Origin of the sequence: Thiorhodospira sibirica ATCC 700588 (assembly GCF_000227725.2) — a bacterium.
GTDB classification, from domain to species: Bacteria; Pseudomonadota; Gammaproteobacteria; order Ectothiorhodospirales; family Ectothiorhodospiraceae; genus Thiorhodospira; species Thiorhodospira sibirica.
This window is the reverse complement of the sequence record NZ_MU255056.1, coordinates 467,308-483,766: the sequence shown is the minus strand read 5'-3', so window position 1 is coordinate 483,766 and position 16,459 is coordinate 467,308. Positions and strand designations below refer to the sequence as shown.

At 52.5% G+C, this 16,459-nt stretch carries 13 protein-coding genes; 10 read left to right on the top strand and 3 right to left on the bottom strand.

The genetic code is table 11. From position 1 onward, the window contains the following. Positions 1-850, top strand: an 850-nt coding sequence (ruvB, locus tag THISIDRAFT_RS02380) for a Holliday junction branch migration DNA helicase RuvB (protein WP_221913941.1), incomplete at its 5' end; no start/stop codon positions are given. Between the two features lie 78 nt (positions 851-928). On the opposite strand, the gene menC is transcribed toward ruvB, so the two are convergent. Beyond that, entirely contained in the window at positions 929-2,023 is a 1,095-nt protein-coding gene (gene menC, locus THISIDRAFT_RS02375) for an o-succinylbenzoate synthase (RefSeq protein ID WP_159098520.1), read from the bottom strand. Between the two features lie 213 nt (positions 2,024-2,236). On the opposite strand from menC, the gene THISIDRAFT_RS02370 reads away from it, so the two are divergent. The 3 genes from THISIDRAFT_RS02370 to THISIDRAFT_RS02360 are packed head-to-tail and all read left to right on the top strand — an operon-like array spanning position 2,237 to position 4,527. After that, complete coding sequence (locus THISIDRAFT_RS02370; protein ID WP_006787409.1) at positions 2,237-2,704, top strand: NADH-quinone oxidoreductase subunit NuoE family protein; 468 nt, start codon at positions 2,237-2,239, stop codon at positions 2,702-2,704. Then, positions 2,704-4,002: an NADH-quinone oxidoreductase subunit NuoF gene (gene nuoF / locus THISIDRAFT_RS02365; RefSeq protein WP_006787408.1), complete on the top strand. Its 1,299-nt coding sequence runs from the start codon at positions 2,704-2,706 to the stop codon at positions 4,000-4,002. The genes THISIDRAFT_RS02370 and nuoF overlap by 1 nt, the downstream gene beginning before the upstream one ends. 54 nt (positions 4,003-4,056) lie before the next feature. Next, the gene (locus THISIDRAFT_RS02360) at positions 4,057-4,527 is read left to right on the top strand and encodes a Dps family protein (protein WP_006787407.1); all 471 of its coding nucleotides are present in this window, start codon (positions 4,057-4,059) and stop codon (positions 4,525-4,527) included. 473 nt (positions 4,528-5,000) lie between these two features. Here the strand turns inward: THISIDRAFT_RS02360 and THISIDRAFT_RS02355 are convergent, their stop codons facing one another. Further along, entirely contained in the window at positions 5,001-6,599 is a 1,599-nt protein-coding gene (locus THISIDRAFT_RS02355) for a peptide chain release factor 3 (protein WP_006787406.1), read from the bottom strand. Between the two features lie 204 nt (positions 6,600-6,803). On the opposite strand from THISIDRAFT_RS02355, the gene THISIDRAFT_RS02350 reads away from it, so the two are divergent. From THISIDRAFT_RS02350 to THISIDRAFT_RS02325, 6 genes are all read left to right on the top strand, one after another. Continuing rightward, a complete protein-coding gene (locus THISIDRAFT_RS02350) occupies positions 6,804-7,667 on the top strand; it encodes an ion transporter (RefSeq protein WP_006787405.1) in 864 nt (287 codons plus the stop codon). A gap of 398 nt (positions 7,668-8,065) precedes the next feature. Then, entirely contained in the window at positions 8,066-9,133 is a 1,068-nt protein-coding gene (locus THISIDRAFT_RS02345) for an ion channel (RefSeq protein WP_006787404.1), read from the top strand. A 120-nt stretch (positions 9,134-9,253) separates the two neighbouring features. Beyond that, positions 9,254-10,003, top strand: coding sequence for an NAD-binding protein (locus tag THISIDRAFT_RS02340; protein WP_006787403.1), 750 nt, complete (start codon positions 9,254-9,256; stop codon positions 10,001-10,003). 69 nt (positions 10,004-10,072) lie between these two features. Further along, the gene (locus THISIDRAFT_RS02335) at positions 10,073-14,179 is read left to right on the top strand and encodes a mechanosensitive ion channel domain-containing protein (RefSeq protein ID WP_083824601.1); all 4,107 of its coding nucleotides are present in this window, start codon (positions 10,073-10,075) and stop codon (positions 14,177-14,179) included. Between the two features lie 309 nt (positions 14,180-14,488). Then, entirely contained in the window at positions 14,489-14,662 is a 174-nt protein-coding gene (locus tag THISIDRAFT_RS02330) for a hypothetical protein (protein WP_006788055.1), read from the top strand. Between the two features lie 87 nt (positions 14,663-14,749). After that, entirely contained in the window at positions 14,750-15,358 is a 609-nt protein-coding gene (locus tag THISIDRAFT_RS02325) for an Lcl C-terminal domain-containing protein (protein WP_246585308.1), read from the top strand. A 162-nt stretch (positions 15,359-15,520) separates the two neighbouring features. Here THISIDRAFT_RS02325 and THISIDRAFT_RS02320 read toward each other — a convergent pair whose 3' ends face one another. Next, positions 15,521-16,300 (bottom strand): Rha family transcriptional regulator, encoded by a 780-nt coding sequence (locus tag THISIDRAFT_RS02320; RefSeq protein ID WP_006788057.1) that lies wholly within the window; start codon positions 16,298-16,300, stop codon positions 15,521-15,523. Between the last annotated feature and the right edge of the window lie 159 nt (positions 16,301-16,459).

The following is a 16,459-nucleotide window of genomic DNA, read 5'->3' as shown; positions in this document are numbered from 1 at the left end:
TCTGGGCAAAACCACCCTGGCGCACATCATCGCCCATGAATTACAGGTCAATCTGCGCCAGACTTCGGGGCCAGTGCTGGATCGCCCCGGTGATCTGGCGGCGCTGTTGACCAATCTGGAAGCGCGTGATGTGCTGTTTATTGACGAAATTCACCGACTCTCGCCGGTGGTGGAGGAAGTGCTATATCCGGCAATGGAGGATTTTCAGCTGGATATCATGATCGGCGAAGGGCCAGGAGCGCGTTCCATCAAGCTTGAGCTGCCGCCGTTTACCCTGGTGGGCGCGACTACCCGAGCGGGCTTGCTGACCTCGCCTTTGCGCGACCGCTTTGGCATTGTGCAGCGCTTGGAGTTTTACAGCACCGAAGAACTGGCGCGCATTGTCACCCGCGCCGCCGACATCCTGCAAACGCCGCTGCATCAAGACGCCGCCACAGAAATCGCCCAGCGTTCACGCGGCACCCCGCGCATTGCCAACCGCCTGCTGCGGCGAGTTCGCGACTACGCCCAGGTCAAAGGCGACGGCAGCATCAGTCTACGCATGGCACAACAGGCACTAGACATGCTCAACGTTGACCGCCACGGCTTTGATGCCATGGATCGCAGCCTATTGCTTGCCGTGATTGAGAAATTCGACGGCGGCCCGGTGGGCATTGACAACCTCGCCGCCGCCATCGGCGAAGAACGCGGCACCATTGAAGATGTCCTGGAACCCTACCTGATCCAGCAAGGCTTTTTAATGCGCACCCCGCGTGGCCGCATCGCCACCCACAACACCTACCGCTACTTTGGCCGCAAACCCCCCTTAAACCTCAACCCAACACCCGCCATCGACGACCTGTTTTCCTGAAGCAACAACGTAGCGATACCTTCCAGGTGTCGCTGATGGTTGCCAAGCCGTATCTGGATGATGCCGCAACTCCGCAACTCATGGAGCATCAAAAGGTGTCAGGCATCCGCCCTGTTCGCTGGCGGGGAGAGTGATTTGATCCTGATGCTGGTATCGGCTCAACGGGTTTGTGACAAACCAGTCGCCGGTGCCCAGGCCATGCGCCAGCGGTGTGCTGTGCAGGGCATCGACGGCGGCGGCCAGGTGTAGGCCATAATACAGACCTGTGCCGCTTTCCAGCATACTGGTGACCACGCAGCTTAGGCCCTGTTGCCGGGTATGCTGGGCCATGTCCATGCAGCGCAACAGGCCGCCCAGCAGTGAGGGTTTGAGAATCAGGCGCTGTACCGGTAGCGCATCCAGCAGCCGCTGAGCGTGCGCAGGATCGGCCAGTGATTCATCCAGTGCCAGCGGAAAGCGACTCTGCGCTTGCAGCGCCTGTAAATGGGCTTGATCTGGCGCGCTCAAGGGTTCTTCCAGGGCTTCGATGGGCAGATTCGCCATCGCCTGCACAACGCTCTGGGCTTGCGCGAAATCCCATGCCTGATTGGCATCCAGACGCAGCGTCACACCGTCAGGCAGGATGGCGGCAAGGGTGTACAGGCGCTCGATTTCATCCGCCAGCGGATAAACCCCCACCTTGAGTTTGCAGACGCTAAAGCCCTGCGCCAGTACTTCGTGCAAGCGTGTGGCGATGGCGTCATCCAGACTGCCGAGATTGGCATTGATGCGGATATGGCTTTTGGCCTGGGGATGAAGCCACTGTGCCACAGAGCGCCCGTGCTGCTGGGCACACAGGCTTAGCAGGGCACATTCCAGCGCACAGCGCGCCGCCGGTGGTGCCTGGGTAGGCGCGGGCAGGTGATGTAATGCCTCCAGCGGGCTACGTCCCTGACAGGCAGACCGTTGGGCGTTTAGCCAGGCGTAGGCTTGCGCGGGTGTCTCCGTTCCCAATTCCGCCAGCGGCGCACAATCCCCCAGCGCGACCGCGCCATTTGCCATCTGGATACGCACGATCCACCCTTGGCGCATGGTGATCACCCGGCTGGCAAAACGCCACGGGTGGCGCAGCGCCAAAGAGTACGCCTCAAGGCGAAATTTGCTGATACACTGTGTCAACATGGTATTTGTCATGGGAGCGCCAAACAGCGACAGCGGGAAGCTGCCATGTGGCGGCATTATCTTTATCCGGATCGCCGCGTGGTACTCGGTGGGTTTTTAAGTCCTTGTCCCGGCGGCCGAGCGGGTGCTCGGCGCTCCCGGTGCAACGGCTGGACTCCGCCGCCACGCTTTTCGTGCGCAGCGGGTGCTGTGTACTCCACATATTCAGTTAAATATCCAGGCATTATGAAGCATTTAATCCCTGAGTTTGAAGCACTCAAGCAACGCCTGCCCCTTGAAGGGCTTAACGGCGTCCTGTTATTGCCCTGTCTGCACCGCATCCAGCAAGAACGCGGCTATATCCACGATGAGGATATCGCCTTTCTGGCCGATTATCTCGCGATGCCGGCGATACAGATCATTGAAGCGCTGTCTTTTTATACGATGCTGCGCCGCGCGCCCATCGGTCGCTGGCACCTGCAGCTATGTCACAATCTCCCCTGCGCCCTGTGTGGTAGCGACAATCTCTTTGATTATCTGCATGAACGCTTAGGCATTCGCCCCGGTGAGACCACGCCAGATGGACGTTTTACCCTGTCTGCGGTGGAGTGTCTGGGATGTTGCGGAACCGCACCGGTGATGATGATCAATGAAACCTACCACGAGCAGCTGACCCTGGAATCCCTGGAAGCACTGCTCAAGGAGCTAAACTGATGCCTGGGCGCAAGATTCTAACCGATTTTCCCCTGACGCCGACGGCGCATCACTTGGACGATTACCGCGCACGGGGCGGCTATGAGACGCTGGCCAAGGCGCTGCACAGTCTGCGCCCGGAAGACATTATTCAGGAAGTGGTTGATGCGGGCATTCAGGGGCGCGGGGGCGCGGCCTTTCCCGCAGGGCGCAAATGGCAGGTGGTTAATCCGCACGATGGCCAGCCGCATTATCTGGTCGCCAATGCGGACGAAGGCGAACCCGGCACCTTCAAGGATCGCTGGGTATTGGAATATGCGCCCCATCAACTGCTGGAGTCCATGCTGCTGTGTGCCTATGGACTGGGAGTGCGGCATTGTTTCATCTACATCCGGGGTGAATATGACCGACCCTTGCAGCGTATTCAGACCGCTGTGGAGGAAGCCTACGCAGCGGGCTATTTTGGTGAGCAGATTCTGGGCAGCACCTTCTCTTGTGATGTCGTTATCTTTCGCGGAGCTGGTTCCTATGTGTGCGGTGAGGCCTCGGCCTTGCTCAATTCGCTGGAAGGCAAGCGCGGCTATCCCCGCAACCGCCCGCCGCGTCTGACCGTGCAAGGTCTGTGGCAGCGTCCTACCGTGGTCAATAATACCGAAACCCTGGCCAATATCGCCTGGATCATCCGCCACGGCGGTGCCGCCTATCGCGCCATCGGCACCGAAAAAAGCCCCGGTACGCGCCTGATTTCCATCTCTGGCCATGTTGCCAAACCGGGAGTCTATGAGGTGGAAATGGGCTATCCTTTCAAGACCTTTTTAGAGCAAGACTGCGGCGGCGTGGCAGGCGGTCGTGCCTTGAAGGCGGTGATTCCCGGTGGCACCTCCTCACCGATCTTGCCCCCTGACATCATCGAAGGGCTGAGTCTCGATCATGAATCCTTCTGGGATGTGGATTCCGGTTTAGGCTCAGGCGGGATGATCATCATTGCCGAGGGCACCTGCATGGTACGCGCACTCGCGGTCATGCTGCGCTTTTATCATCACGAGTCCTGTGGCCAGTGTACCCCCTGTCGCGAAGGCGTGGGCTGGATGCATCGCATTATCCAGCGCATACTTCATGGACAGGGAACCAATGAAGACCTTGAGCGTCTTGAATACATCGCCAAATTTAATACCGGTACCACCATCTGTGGCCTGGGAGATGCCGCAGGTGCCGCCACAATCGGTATACTTAAGCACTTCCGCCACGAGTTTGACCATTTCATTAGCCACAAACGGTCGCTGTGTGACGGCAGACTGGAGCTCCGTTGTGCAAGCTAAGGCTTGTACAGACGGCCATTTTTTCATGCAACTTCACAAAACCAAGGAGTTTTTATGCATATTGATATTGGCATCAACGAAGCAGATCGCGCCGAAATTGCCCAAGGGCTTGGCAAACTGCTCGCCGATACCTACACCCTGTATCTGCAAACCCACAACTTTCACTGGAACGTCACCGGGCCGATGTTTCAGACCCTGCATCTGATGTTTGAAACCCAATATGACGAGCTGGCTTTAGCGGTGGATGCCATCGCCGAACGGATTCGCTCACTGGGCTTCCCCGCACCCGGAACCTACAGCGAATTTGCCAAACTCACCAGCATCAAAGAACCCAGCGGCGTCCCCTCTGCCGCAGACATGATCGCCCTTTCCGTGGAAGGCCAGGAAGCCGTGGTACGCACCGCCCGCTCCATCTTTCCCGCCGTGGAAAAAGCCGGTGATGAAGCCACTGCTGACCTGCTCACCCAGCGTATGCAGCTGCATGAAAAAACTGCCTGGATGCTGCGCAGCCTGCTGGAAAAATAAATAACACCTGAACAGCAGCGTCGAGCCCTTGGAAGTGCCGAGTATTACTCGGCACGAATCCGCACAAAGCCGTAGGCTTGCTGCGGCGACATAAAAACTTCGCAGAACCTTTGGCCTCGTGTCAGCCAAAGACTTGACGCTCCACAACCCCAACCACGGTGCGGCGTCCCCCCATCCGCAAACGCGACTGAAGCAAATGGACACGTTAGCGCACCAACCACAGCATTGATCCCTCAATCCCGGCCATTCGCATCCAGCGTTTTTTAAAAATCCAGCTGATCCGCCGCCTAAAGAGAACGCTGGTTCCAGCAGCACTGCAAGCCCACCGCTGATGGTTGAGTCACAACGACGCTTTTGATTCATTTTTGCTTTGCCAGGTGAGCTGTCGTCACAAGATGCGCGCCCAGGCCCGGATGGCCATGCAGCGGATGGCAGCGAGGCCCAAGGGCCTCGCGGGTGTTGCTCCGATGCGACTACAGGGTCAGGCCGTGTTCGCGGGTGGCGTGGAATTTAATCTCTGGCCATTTTTCCATGGCCATTTGCAGGTTGACGCGGGTGGGGGCGATGTAGACTAAATCGCCGCCTTGGTCGATGGCGAGATTGGCCACGGCTTTGTCGCGGAATTGCTCCAGTTTGCGCGGGTCTTTGGATGATACCCAGCGAGCGGTTTGCACATTGATGGCCTCAAAGGTGGCATCGACGTTGTATTCGCTTTTGAGCCGATGGGCGACCACATCAAACTGCAAAATGCCGACGGCGCCGAGAATCAGGTCGTTGTTTTGCAGGGGGCGAAAGAGCTGGGTGGCGCCTTCTTCACACAGTTGTTGCAGGCCCTTTTGCAGTTGTTTCATCTTGAGTGGGTCACGCAGTTGGGCGCGGCGAAACAATTCCGGGGCAAAGTTGGGGATGCCGGTAAAGGAAAGGGCTTCTCCTTGGGTAAAGGTGTCGCCAATGCGGATGGTGCCGTGATTATGCAGGCCGATGATGTCACCCGGATAGGCGTGTTCGACATGCTCACGATCCGAGGCCATGAAGGTCAGCGCGTCGCTGATCTTGATATCGCGATTGAGGCGCACATGCTGCAATTTCATGCCTTTGCTGAAGACCCCGGAGCAGATGCGCATGAAGGCGATGCGGTCGCGGTGCTGCGGGTCCATATTCGCCTGAATCTTGAACACAAAGCCGCTAAATTCTGTTTCCAGGGGGGCGACGGTGCGGCTTTGGGTGGAGCGAGGCAGAGGAGGTGGGGCGTATTGCACGAAGTCGTCTAACAGTTCCTGTACCCCGAAGTTGTTGATGGCCGAGCCAAAAAAGACCGGGGTTTGCTGACCGGCCAGGTAGGCTTGCACATCAAAGGGATGGGAGGCCCCCTGCACCAGTTCTAACTCATCCCGCAGCTCTTGGGCCTGATCGCCGAGCAGTTCATCCAGGCGTGGATGGTCCAGCCCCTGAATCAATTCGCCGTGTTTGATTTTGCCGCCGTGGGTGGGGCTAAACAGGTGAATGGTGTTATTGCGCAGGTGATACACGCCCTTAAAGCGTTTCCCCATGCCGATGGGCCAGGTGATCGGCGCGCATTGAATCTTGAGCACGGCCTCGACCTCATCAAGCAATTCAATAGGCTCACGGCCTTCGCGGTCGAGCTTGTTGATGAAGGTCATGATCGGCGTATCGCGCAGACGGCAGACATCCATCAGTTTGATGGTACGCTCTTCAACCCCTTTGGCCGCATCAATGACCATCAAGGCCGAATCCACAGCGGTCAGGGTGCGGTAGGTATCTTCCGAAAAATCCTCATGGCCGGGGGTGTCCAGCAGGTTGACCATCTTCCCCTTGTAAGGAAATTGCATCACCGAGGAAGTCACCGAAATCCCGCGCTGTTTTTCCAGCTCCATCCAGTCAGAGGTGGCATGGCGGGCGGACTTGCGTCCTTTAACCGTCCCGGCAAGCTGAATGGCACCGCCAAACAGCAAAAGCTTTTCGGTCATGGTGGTTTTGCCCGCGTCGGGGTGGGAGATAATGGCGAAGGTTCGCCGCCGCGACACTTCGTCGCTAATCAGGGGGCTTGACATCAGTTTAAAAGTTTTCCAGTTTTACAAAGCGTTGTGGCGCGTCTGTGGATATAATCGCCGCGTTGCGTACACATGAGGTTGGGCATTGAGGGTGTTTATTTTCGCTGATCCTGGGCGGATACACAATCAAGCAGCCTGCCTGTACCAAGCATGACTTAAATTCCCTGACACATAAACTTGATACTTAATTAGGAGCATAACCGCATGGCAGAACATGAGGGATTGAGAAAACGCATGGGCGTATGGATTGAAAGCGCAGCGATACAGCGTCTGATCATCATCCTGATCCTGGTCAATGCGCTCATTTTAGGGCTGCAGACCTCGGTGACGCTGATGACGCATTTCGGCAGCTACCTGATCTGGGCGGATCGCCTCATTCTCAGTGTGTTTGTGATAGAGCTGCTGATCAAATTATTTGCCCTGGATCGGCGCTTTTTCAAAAACCCCTGGAATGTCTTTGATCTTGTAGTGGTCTCGCTGGCCTTGATTCCTTCCACCGGGCCTTTGTCGGTGCTGCGCGTTTTGCGTTTGCTGCGTCTGGTGTCGCTGTTGCCCAAACTGCGCTTTGTGGTCGAGGCCCTGCTGCGCGCCATTCCCGGAATTATCTCCATCATCGGCCTGCTGGGGCTTTTGTATTATGTCTTTGCAGTGATTGCTACGGGCCTGTTTGGGCAACAATTCCCCGACTGGTTTGGCACACTTGGCAAATCCATGTACACCCTGTTTCAGATCATGACGCTGGAGAGCTGGTCGATGGGCATCGCCCGCCCGGTCCTGGAGAGCTATCCCTATGCCTGGCTGTTCTTCATCCCGTTCATTTTAGTGGCCACCTTTACCATTCTGAACCTGTTCATCGCCATCATCGTCAGCACCATGCAGAGTATGCAGGAAGAACAGCGTGCGATTGAGCAACAAGCCATTAGCAAAACACTGCATGACGACAGCGCCCAGATTCATGCCGATCTATTGCGCACAGAAAGCGAAAATCAGCAACTGCGCGAAGAACTGCGCGCCGTCCGCGAAGACATCCGCGCCCTGCGGGAACTGTTAGCCAAGCAAAATCCGTAGCACAAGAAACTAAAGTGACCGTGGCGGACGCACCTTGCGTTTGCTGTGGCGGCACCTTCCAGGTGTCGCACGAAAAAACAGCGAACGCAGGATGCATCCGCTACTGCTTCGCGACACCGGGAAGGCATCGCCACAGGGCTTTTGTTGGTGAAAACCATGATCTTATCATGGTTTTATGTTGCATTTTTTTCTTGCAAGACATGGTTTACAATGCTACATTAAAGCATATTATACACGCATTTCTAAATTCTTTTTGACAAGCTTTTACATAAGTTATTTAAATTCAATTAACCAGGCATTAACTCTTATTTAATCAGGATATATTATCCAGCCAAGATGTTAAATTTTTAGCTAAAGCAATAAAGGAGGATCGAGATAAAAATTCTCGATTGGTATCTGTGAATTTAAAAAAATTAATTAAAAATTTTGGTTTTTTTGTAGCAGGGGTGGCTGTCTATCTCGGGCTGCTTTCCGTCCTGATTTATTTTGAGCAGGCGGGTGATGATCCAACAATTAACACCATCAGTGATGCAATCTGGTATTCAATCGTGACCATGACTACGGTTGGATACGGTGATATGTCGCCGGAAACTGAACAGGGAAAGTTGATTGGATATATTTTTATCTTCGCGAGTATGGGCGTACTGGGTTTTCTGATTGGACGTATCAGTAACTTGATTACCGAGATTCATGAAAATCGACGTTTGGGGTATAACGGTACCACCTTCATGAACCATGTGGTCATTATTGGCTGGGATCGTTTTGCACAAACTGTGCTGGATCAGCTGGTTGCGGCAAATGTAAAGGTTGCAGTCATTATGGATCAGCGCTCCCAGCTTGAGCTTTTATCGGATAATTACGACCGCGAACAGGTTTATTTCCTCCTTGCCGATCATTTCAATTTTGAGCTGGCGCGCAAAGCACACATTGAGGGCGCCAGCATTGTTTTTATAAATCTCCCCGATGACACAGAAAAACTTGTCTATCTTATCAATAGCAAACAGTTTTATTACCGCGAGCTAAACTATGGCGTTGTTGTTAATGACGCGGAATTGATTCCAGCTTTTGAAACCGCTGGTGCCTCTGTGGTGTTATCCAGAGATGAGTTTGATGCAAAGCTAACCGCAAGCTTTATTTTTGAGCCAGAAGTTGCTAAATACACTGAGCAAATGATTTCAGGCGCAACGCATGAAGATGATTCAGAAATCTTGCAGTACCGTGTGACCGCACAAAATCGTTTTAAAGATCGTCTCTATAATGAGGCATTTTTTGACATCAAAAAACAGCTGGATGCCGTTCTTGTGGGCTTGGCAACAACCATTGATGGTGTGCGTGTCGTGCTAAGCAACCCGGATGACCCAAACCTGAAAATTGCTGAAGGTGATTATATGATCATGATTGCTACAGGAAAATCTGCCAAGCAAATCAGGCGCGCCTTTGGTGTCCAGGAGGGATCTTTGACGTAGATGTCGCATAAAATACCTGCTTCAATTGCTAAGTAAGCGTTCGGAGTACGACTTAGTCTGCATAAAATCAGGGAGGAAGCTGAACGCTTGCGCCATCAATACCGTATGTGAGAGCATCCAATGTCATTACTTCAAAACTTTGATAATTTTGTTGTCATCGTGGGCTGGGACAAGTTTGCTGACTTGGTCACTGAACAATTGGTGTGTACCCATCGACAGGTGATTGCATTAGTCGATGACCAACAAGTCGCCGAACGAATCAACGCTGCGCATGATAATCGTCAAGTGATTGCTCTCAGAGTGGATTATTTGAATTTTGAAAAAATCAAAAAACTTCCTCTGGATCGTGCATTTGGTATTTACATAAATCTGGAATCAGACCGTGATCGTCTAATCTATATTTTCAAGCTTCGTAAATATTTTCCCCAGATTTCCATCATCTCGCCCGTTTTGAATCCAAAGCTAAAAGAAAGCTTTTCTTTGCAGCGTAAAATCTTCCCCCTCTCCAGAGACGCCATCAGTGCCAAGATTTTTGCCGGTCATCTTTTTAAAAAGGATGTGGCCATTTTCTTGAATCAGCTATTATCTCCATCCACAGATGAAAACGACCACGAAATCCGTCAGTACCTTGTGTTGCCTGAAAACCCTTTTTGCAATGAAATGTATGGCGATGCTTTTGTCAAGCTAAAAAAAGACTATCAGGCGGTTTTAATTGGAATATCAAAGCAAACAGCCCAGGGTGGACATGATCTGCGCAAAAACCCTATGGACGAAACACTGATTCAAAAAGGAGATTATCTTATCATGCTCGTTAATGGAAAGTCAGCCAAGGACCTGGAAAAGGAATTTGGCGTGGGTGAAGGCGCCTGAAAAATACTTTTTTATAACGATACGTCACAGTGTATGCGTAGCCATTTATAGTCAGCGAAAAAATATCATATGAAAGAACGTACTTTATTAAAGCGAGGTCTAATATCTTCAGTAGCGTGGCCATTTATTGTGGCGTTAGTGCTGCTGTTGATCATGCATGGCAATGTCATGGCGCAAGCTGAACCCAGCATTGGTGATATTCAGAGCATACAGCAACAGCTCAGGGATAGAGGCTATGGCATCACCTTGGTTGATGGTCTGTTAGGCGCAGAAACCATCAGGGCGATGCGGCGCTTTCAGCGTGACAATAATCTTGATGCCACAGGTCCTCTTGATGCCCGGGCGATGCATGAAATCCGCTCTATTCTGCAGCCAACCATAGCCCCTGTTGAATTTGCCCTGCCACTTCGTTCCCATAATCTTGAGCAGGGCTATCACCGGCTGACCAATCAGGAGTTACTGGATCAAGCGATTGCACGCTATCAGCAAAGCAGGGATTTGTTCCATGCAGAGCAGCGATTATTGCAACAGACGCAGGTTTTATATCAACAGATTAAACAGGCCAACACAGCCTGGCAACCGCCGCCACAACTGGAAGTGGACATCATCGAAGACCAGACTGTTTTAGAGCATGCAAAACAGCGTGTTGAAAGTTACCAAAGATATGAGAATGAGCTTAAGCGTGAGCTGCAAACGCTGGAGCTTATCATTAAACAAAATGATGCAACGCTAGAGGCTAATACCGGATTTATCAATACACTGCGTGAGCTTTACGCGATGGTTTTAGAGCTGCAGTTACGGGTAGCTGATGGCACCCTACAAGGCTCAAGTATTCCTGGCAGTTTGACCAAGCAGGCTGTTCAAGAACGGGGGCAGGTACTTCAAACGCAACGCCAGGAACTGATCAACCATCAGGAATCCAATCAGCAACGACTGCAAACACTCAAGCAACGCATTGAAGAAATTCAAAATATTAGCGTTGATGCGCAAACGAGACTCGCAACAATACGAATGCAACAAGACGAGGCTCAAAAACAACAAAAGCTAAGTACGCAATATCAGGAGAAAACTAACGAAGAACTGCATGAATCCCTTGCTGCCCTTGAAGATGAGCGCATGTTCTTGCAGGGGGATTTTCGGCTGTTGTTTTTACGATTCAACCGAGGTTATGCTCAATTAACGGAGTTTGAGTCAGCGCTTGGAGTGCTTCCTGCTTTAGTAGAACGGCCAAGCACGGGTATATCTGCTGCCGCGCTGGAAGAAAAAATCAACGCACTTGAAACCTTGATGGCTGAGCTTGAGGCGCGTTCAGAATTATTGCAGCAACTAGATCAAAAACAACAAGCCGTTGTTGAATCTGGTGAGGCATTCAGTGTCGCCGCGAGCTTTTTGCAAGAGCATCTGGCCAAGATGTTTTTGCTCATCGAGATCAGTGATGCCCGTCAATTATCACGCGTACAAGGACTGACTACAGAAGCGATTGAGCAGGCGCGTACACGAGTCGCTGAAGCTATCCAGGGTATTGATGCTAGGGTCAATGATCTGCATAGCCAGCTGACCTTGCTGCAAACCCGTAGGGAAGAAATTCGTTCTGCACGTACCCAGGCAAATCAGATCCTTGCAGACTTACAGCAAACCCTGGAGTCAACACGACAAGCCCAAGAATGGGAACGGCAACTCGCTGAGCTGGATGGAGCGGCTTTAGTCGAGCGTTTCAACAGTGATGCAAAAGCATTGCAGACCTTACGCGAACAGCTGGAAACGCAAGCACAAGCAGTGAATGAATTCATTCAGGAAGAAAAGATTCAGCGCGACCGCTTATATAGCCTCTCTGATCCACTGGTCAGGATGTCACACCCCACCATCCAGGCAGAACAACAAAGAATTCAGCGGCGTTTGCATGAATTGTCTGAACCGGATGAATCTGCCGCCCACGCACAACAAAACACAGCGGGCCAGACAGCGACACCAACAGAGGTGTCCAGCACGGAAGGGCGTCCCTCAACCGGCGAACGCTTTACAGATGATGCGGAAGGTTTGAGGACATATCAAAGCCTGGTTGCCAGCAGACAGCAATATCTGCGTAACCAGCAGCATGAACATGTGCAGTTACTTGCCACACTCGAAGCATTGGAAGCCGCACAGACCGATTACATTCAAATACTTTCACAATTACACCGACTTTCTTTACAACAGTACGCCACTTCAACCGAGCTCAAAAAACAGCTTGGACGCGGCAACCTAGCCCCTGAACAAGCACCAGATGGCTTGCTTCGGGCATTACGCAGAGAGCCGATCACAGCGCTGGAAACAGAAATCACTGAACGTATCAATCAGCGCGCCCATGTCCGTTTGCGTATGGCGCACCTCAAAGGCAACGATTCTGCACCATCAGAAGAAGATGCCGAGCCTGCGCAGCATGATCTTTTGCAATCTCCGCAGTACACATTATTTGACAGTTTGCAAGCAATCGTAGGGCAGCGCCTGGAGCTTTTGGTAGATTTAAGCATGCTGGAAACGGAGCGTTTGCAGATACCAGAAACATTAGGTAACAGCGAGCGTCTTGAGCAGCAGGCAGAGGCTCGTATGCGTCTTGGAAGTGGCCTGTTTGAGCGCTTGCTTGGCCTACTTCCTTCTGATCGTGCCGAAGAATTAACGGAGCTGCTGCGCAACAACTATAGGACATTATTGCTTGTTGAAGCACAACAGGCATTACTGGCCACTGAGAAAGAAAAAGTCGCCGAGTTGATTCAGCTGGTGCAGCGTGATCAACAAAGCATCAATGAATTGTTACCCGTATTAAAAGAGCAGCTTGCAACCTTGGCATTGCAGCAAGAGCGCGTATGGCTGCAAGTACGTGCGCAGTTACAGCCTGAGGAAGCAGGGAAACTCATTGCTGATTTTACCGCCCGTACCGGAGAACAATTTAAGGCGGCCCCTCCTTTGCTTGAGCACGATAAGGCCGATTTTATAGAACGGGCCAAGGGGGCATTGTTGGCGCTTTATGCCCAACAGATGGCTTTGCAGGAATGGATTATGCTGTTTGAACAGCGTCAAGCAAGCGCTCTACTTAGCGAAAATGAACGCTATCTAGATCTTGAAGGTGAATTTAGGGTCATCGCTTCATCGCACCAACGGACCTTGAACCGATTGACAGGTCACAGCACAGAACAACTCGCTGCCTTACCCGAAAGACAACGCCCAGGCACGCATCTGGAGAGGGCTTATTTTTTACAAGGTGAGATCGGTGTTGATCATGAGCAACGGACTCAGGCACATTTACGGGCACTGCTGCGGTTTGTGATTGAGTTATTCGTCATTATCTACCTGACCTGGTTTTTGATTGTTAGAGCAAAGCGTTTTGTAGATCGTAAATCCCAAGAGATCGAGATGTCGGCAGCGCCCGATAGTACGCATAAGCTATTCGCACTCTCATTTGCGTTTATCGCATTTCGTGTTGTCGTGCTTGTCCTGGCGATTATTCTGGTATTGAGCCGATTAGGCTTTGATATTGGTGTAATTATCGCCAGTCTTGGTATCTTTGGCTTTGCCCTTGCCTTTGCTGCCAAGGAAACACTCTCAGATCTGCTGGGTGGGATTACACTATTTGCCGAGCATTCCTTTAGCATTGGTGATGTGATACAGATCAGCAGCGGTGACCCCAAAGTGGGGGCTACAGAGTTTGGCCGCGTGGACAGTGTTTCATGGCGTTCAACGCGTATCACCAATGTGATGAACTACAGCATCAATATACCGAATGGTCGGGTTGCTGAATCGGTCATCATCAACTACACCCGTCAATTGCCGCTGCGTGACTTTACGCATGTGTATGTTTCACCCGCCTATGAAACACGCAAAGTCATTTTGTTAATTACCGAAGCGGTTGATGAATGCAATTTGATTCGCCAGGACCTGCAAAAACAGATTTTGGCGACTGGAAATACAGTGGTTGATAAACTGCTCGTCGGTCGATACGAGATACGTTGGTATACGGATATCCCATATCTGGCGCGTGCCCGTGTCTTGACTGAATTGTGGACCCGTATCTGGCAGAAATTCCATGATGCCGGAGTACCGCTTGAGTATATCGTGCAACATCAAAATGTTGACCGCCCCTCAAAGCCAGCGCAGGAGTCACCACAGCTTCCTTCGCCTACGCATGTCAATCCAGCATAATTAGCGTCCCCTAATTGGCTACCCCGTCTAAATTTACAGTTAGGCGGGGATAGCCGCTCAAACCCCTTTACAACGGCGGTGATGGGTTTAGTCTAAAGCTCCCGCTCTCCCTGTTTTTATAAGACGTGGCGGCAGGCAGCCGTCGCACGCTTTATAGCGGCATCAGGATGATGCCGCCACTGGGAGCGCACAGCTCCCGCTGTGCACCGGGGGAACGGAGCTTTAGCTCCGTGCTCCTGATAAACTGGGGCTGCGCGTTCCCAGGGTGTTGCTACGTATGACGATTTAACAGTATTGAGGATTCTGATCATGGTGATCAAAAAGCGGATTAAATTTGATTTTGTGATGGATGGGCACACGATAAGTGATATCGACAGCTTACGAGAGCATTTCTGCACGGAGGTCTATGAGCATTTGCACAGTGGTTTATTGGAAAAATGGCTGTTGTCCCGCAAAGAAAACGCCTTGGCTGAGCAGGTATAGGGGTTAAAAACTCTACCTAAAAAAGACGCTTTGCAGGGTTTATGTACCGCATTTGATATTGAGATAGATGCACAAATTCTGGAGGCGATGTGTGCCACTCCTAGCGGCGACAGCGCGGGGACGATGAAGTTATTAGCGCGCATCCAGGAGCTGGAACAACAGCTGGAGATTGAGCGAAATCAGAGTTTGATCGGCACTCGACGTTACCAGGATTTAAATGACGCCACGGTGCTAGATGTCCGAACGGGCCTGCACTGGATGCGTTGCAGTCTGGGACAAACCTGGGAAAACGGGCGCTGTGTCGGCCAGGCAAAAGGCTATGAATGGGATGCGGCCTTGCAGGCCGCGCAGGCACTGAATGCCTCGGGTGGCTATGCGGGCTATACCGATTGGCGCCTCCCGACACTCAAGGAATTACACAGCCTGGTGTATTGGTCCTCTGGCCGACAAAAACCTTTGGAATTTGATGCAACAGGCGAGCCTGTAAGAGGTTCTGGGGGTTGTGAAGATGACTATCACAGGCCAACCATTGATTCGCTGGCCTTTCCAGACACACCTGTTGATTGGTTTTGGTCGTCTTCGCCCTATGCCGATAGTAGTGGCCATGCGTGGCTCGTGAACTTCAATGGCGGTCATGTCAGCGTCAACTTCCAGAACGGTACAGGCCGGGTGCGTCTCGTTCGCGCGCGACAGTAATGGGCTTTTGGCCTTCGTGGCGGCATCATCTTGATGCCGCTGTATGTTGCGGCCACCCTGGGAGCGCACAGCACCCGCTGTGCACCGAGGCCGTAGGCCTCGCGGGGTTTAACGGCTATGCGCAGCGGGTACTGCGCGCTCCCAGGGGCATGGCGCTCTCAGTTAGCGCAAATACCCACCAATCCTTCGCAATAGTTCAGGGAATTGCACGGCGTAGTACAGCGGTTGGTTGCGCTGGTTTCTGCCATAACACAAACCTTCACCGACCAATTGCTTGACCCGTTTTAAACCCCGTGGGGTTTCGCGGCGGATGTCTTGTAACCAGCCTAAACGCACCAAGGCCCGGTTGACTACTTGTACGCTGTGGCGTTGCTGGTGACGCCTTAGCAGGGTGCTTAAGGTGGTCAGTTCGCGTCCGGCGGGGGGTGGAGGTGGGGCTTGTGTCTGTAAAAAGGCGGCATCTTCGCCCAGGCTGCGCACGGATTGTTCAATCAGTTGCCGCTTGGTGGTGTCGTTAAGCGAGAGATGATCCAGACAGAGGTTTAAGGCGGTGAGGCGGATGTAAGCGCGGATGAAGTCAGGGCGGTGCAGCGGGTCGGGGTCTGGCGGGGTGGCATAACGCGGCTGGGCCTGGCCGCTTTCCAGTTCGTACCAGCGATCAATCACCGCCGCCCGGCGTTTGATGTCGTAGCCGGTGATGAGGATTTCCGTATGACGGCGGTCGAGATGATACCCGGCAAGGCGTTTGGTCTGTGGGCAATATTCAAGGCTAATCCCTTGAATTTCTTGATAACTCAGTACTGAGGCATCAGGATACAGCTGGTTTAGCATCACCCGGATATCACGCATGATATTGTCATGGCGTTTACCGGTCAGTGCGGCAATTTCCCGCGAGGACATACTTAAGGTGTGCAATGGCGCACAGGCAGAATATATGGACATGGCTACCCAACCTTTTCAGAAGTTGCTTATCCTCATTCAGATGAGGGCGGTCGGGAGGCTGAAAACCGTGAGTAGCTCGGCGGACTGATTTCCCTTGCGGGTGTTGTATTCGTCCCCTCCCGACCCTAAACAAATGACAAAGGCACACGCAAACAGTGC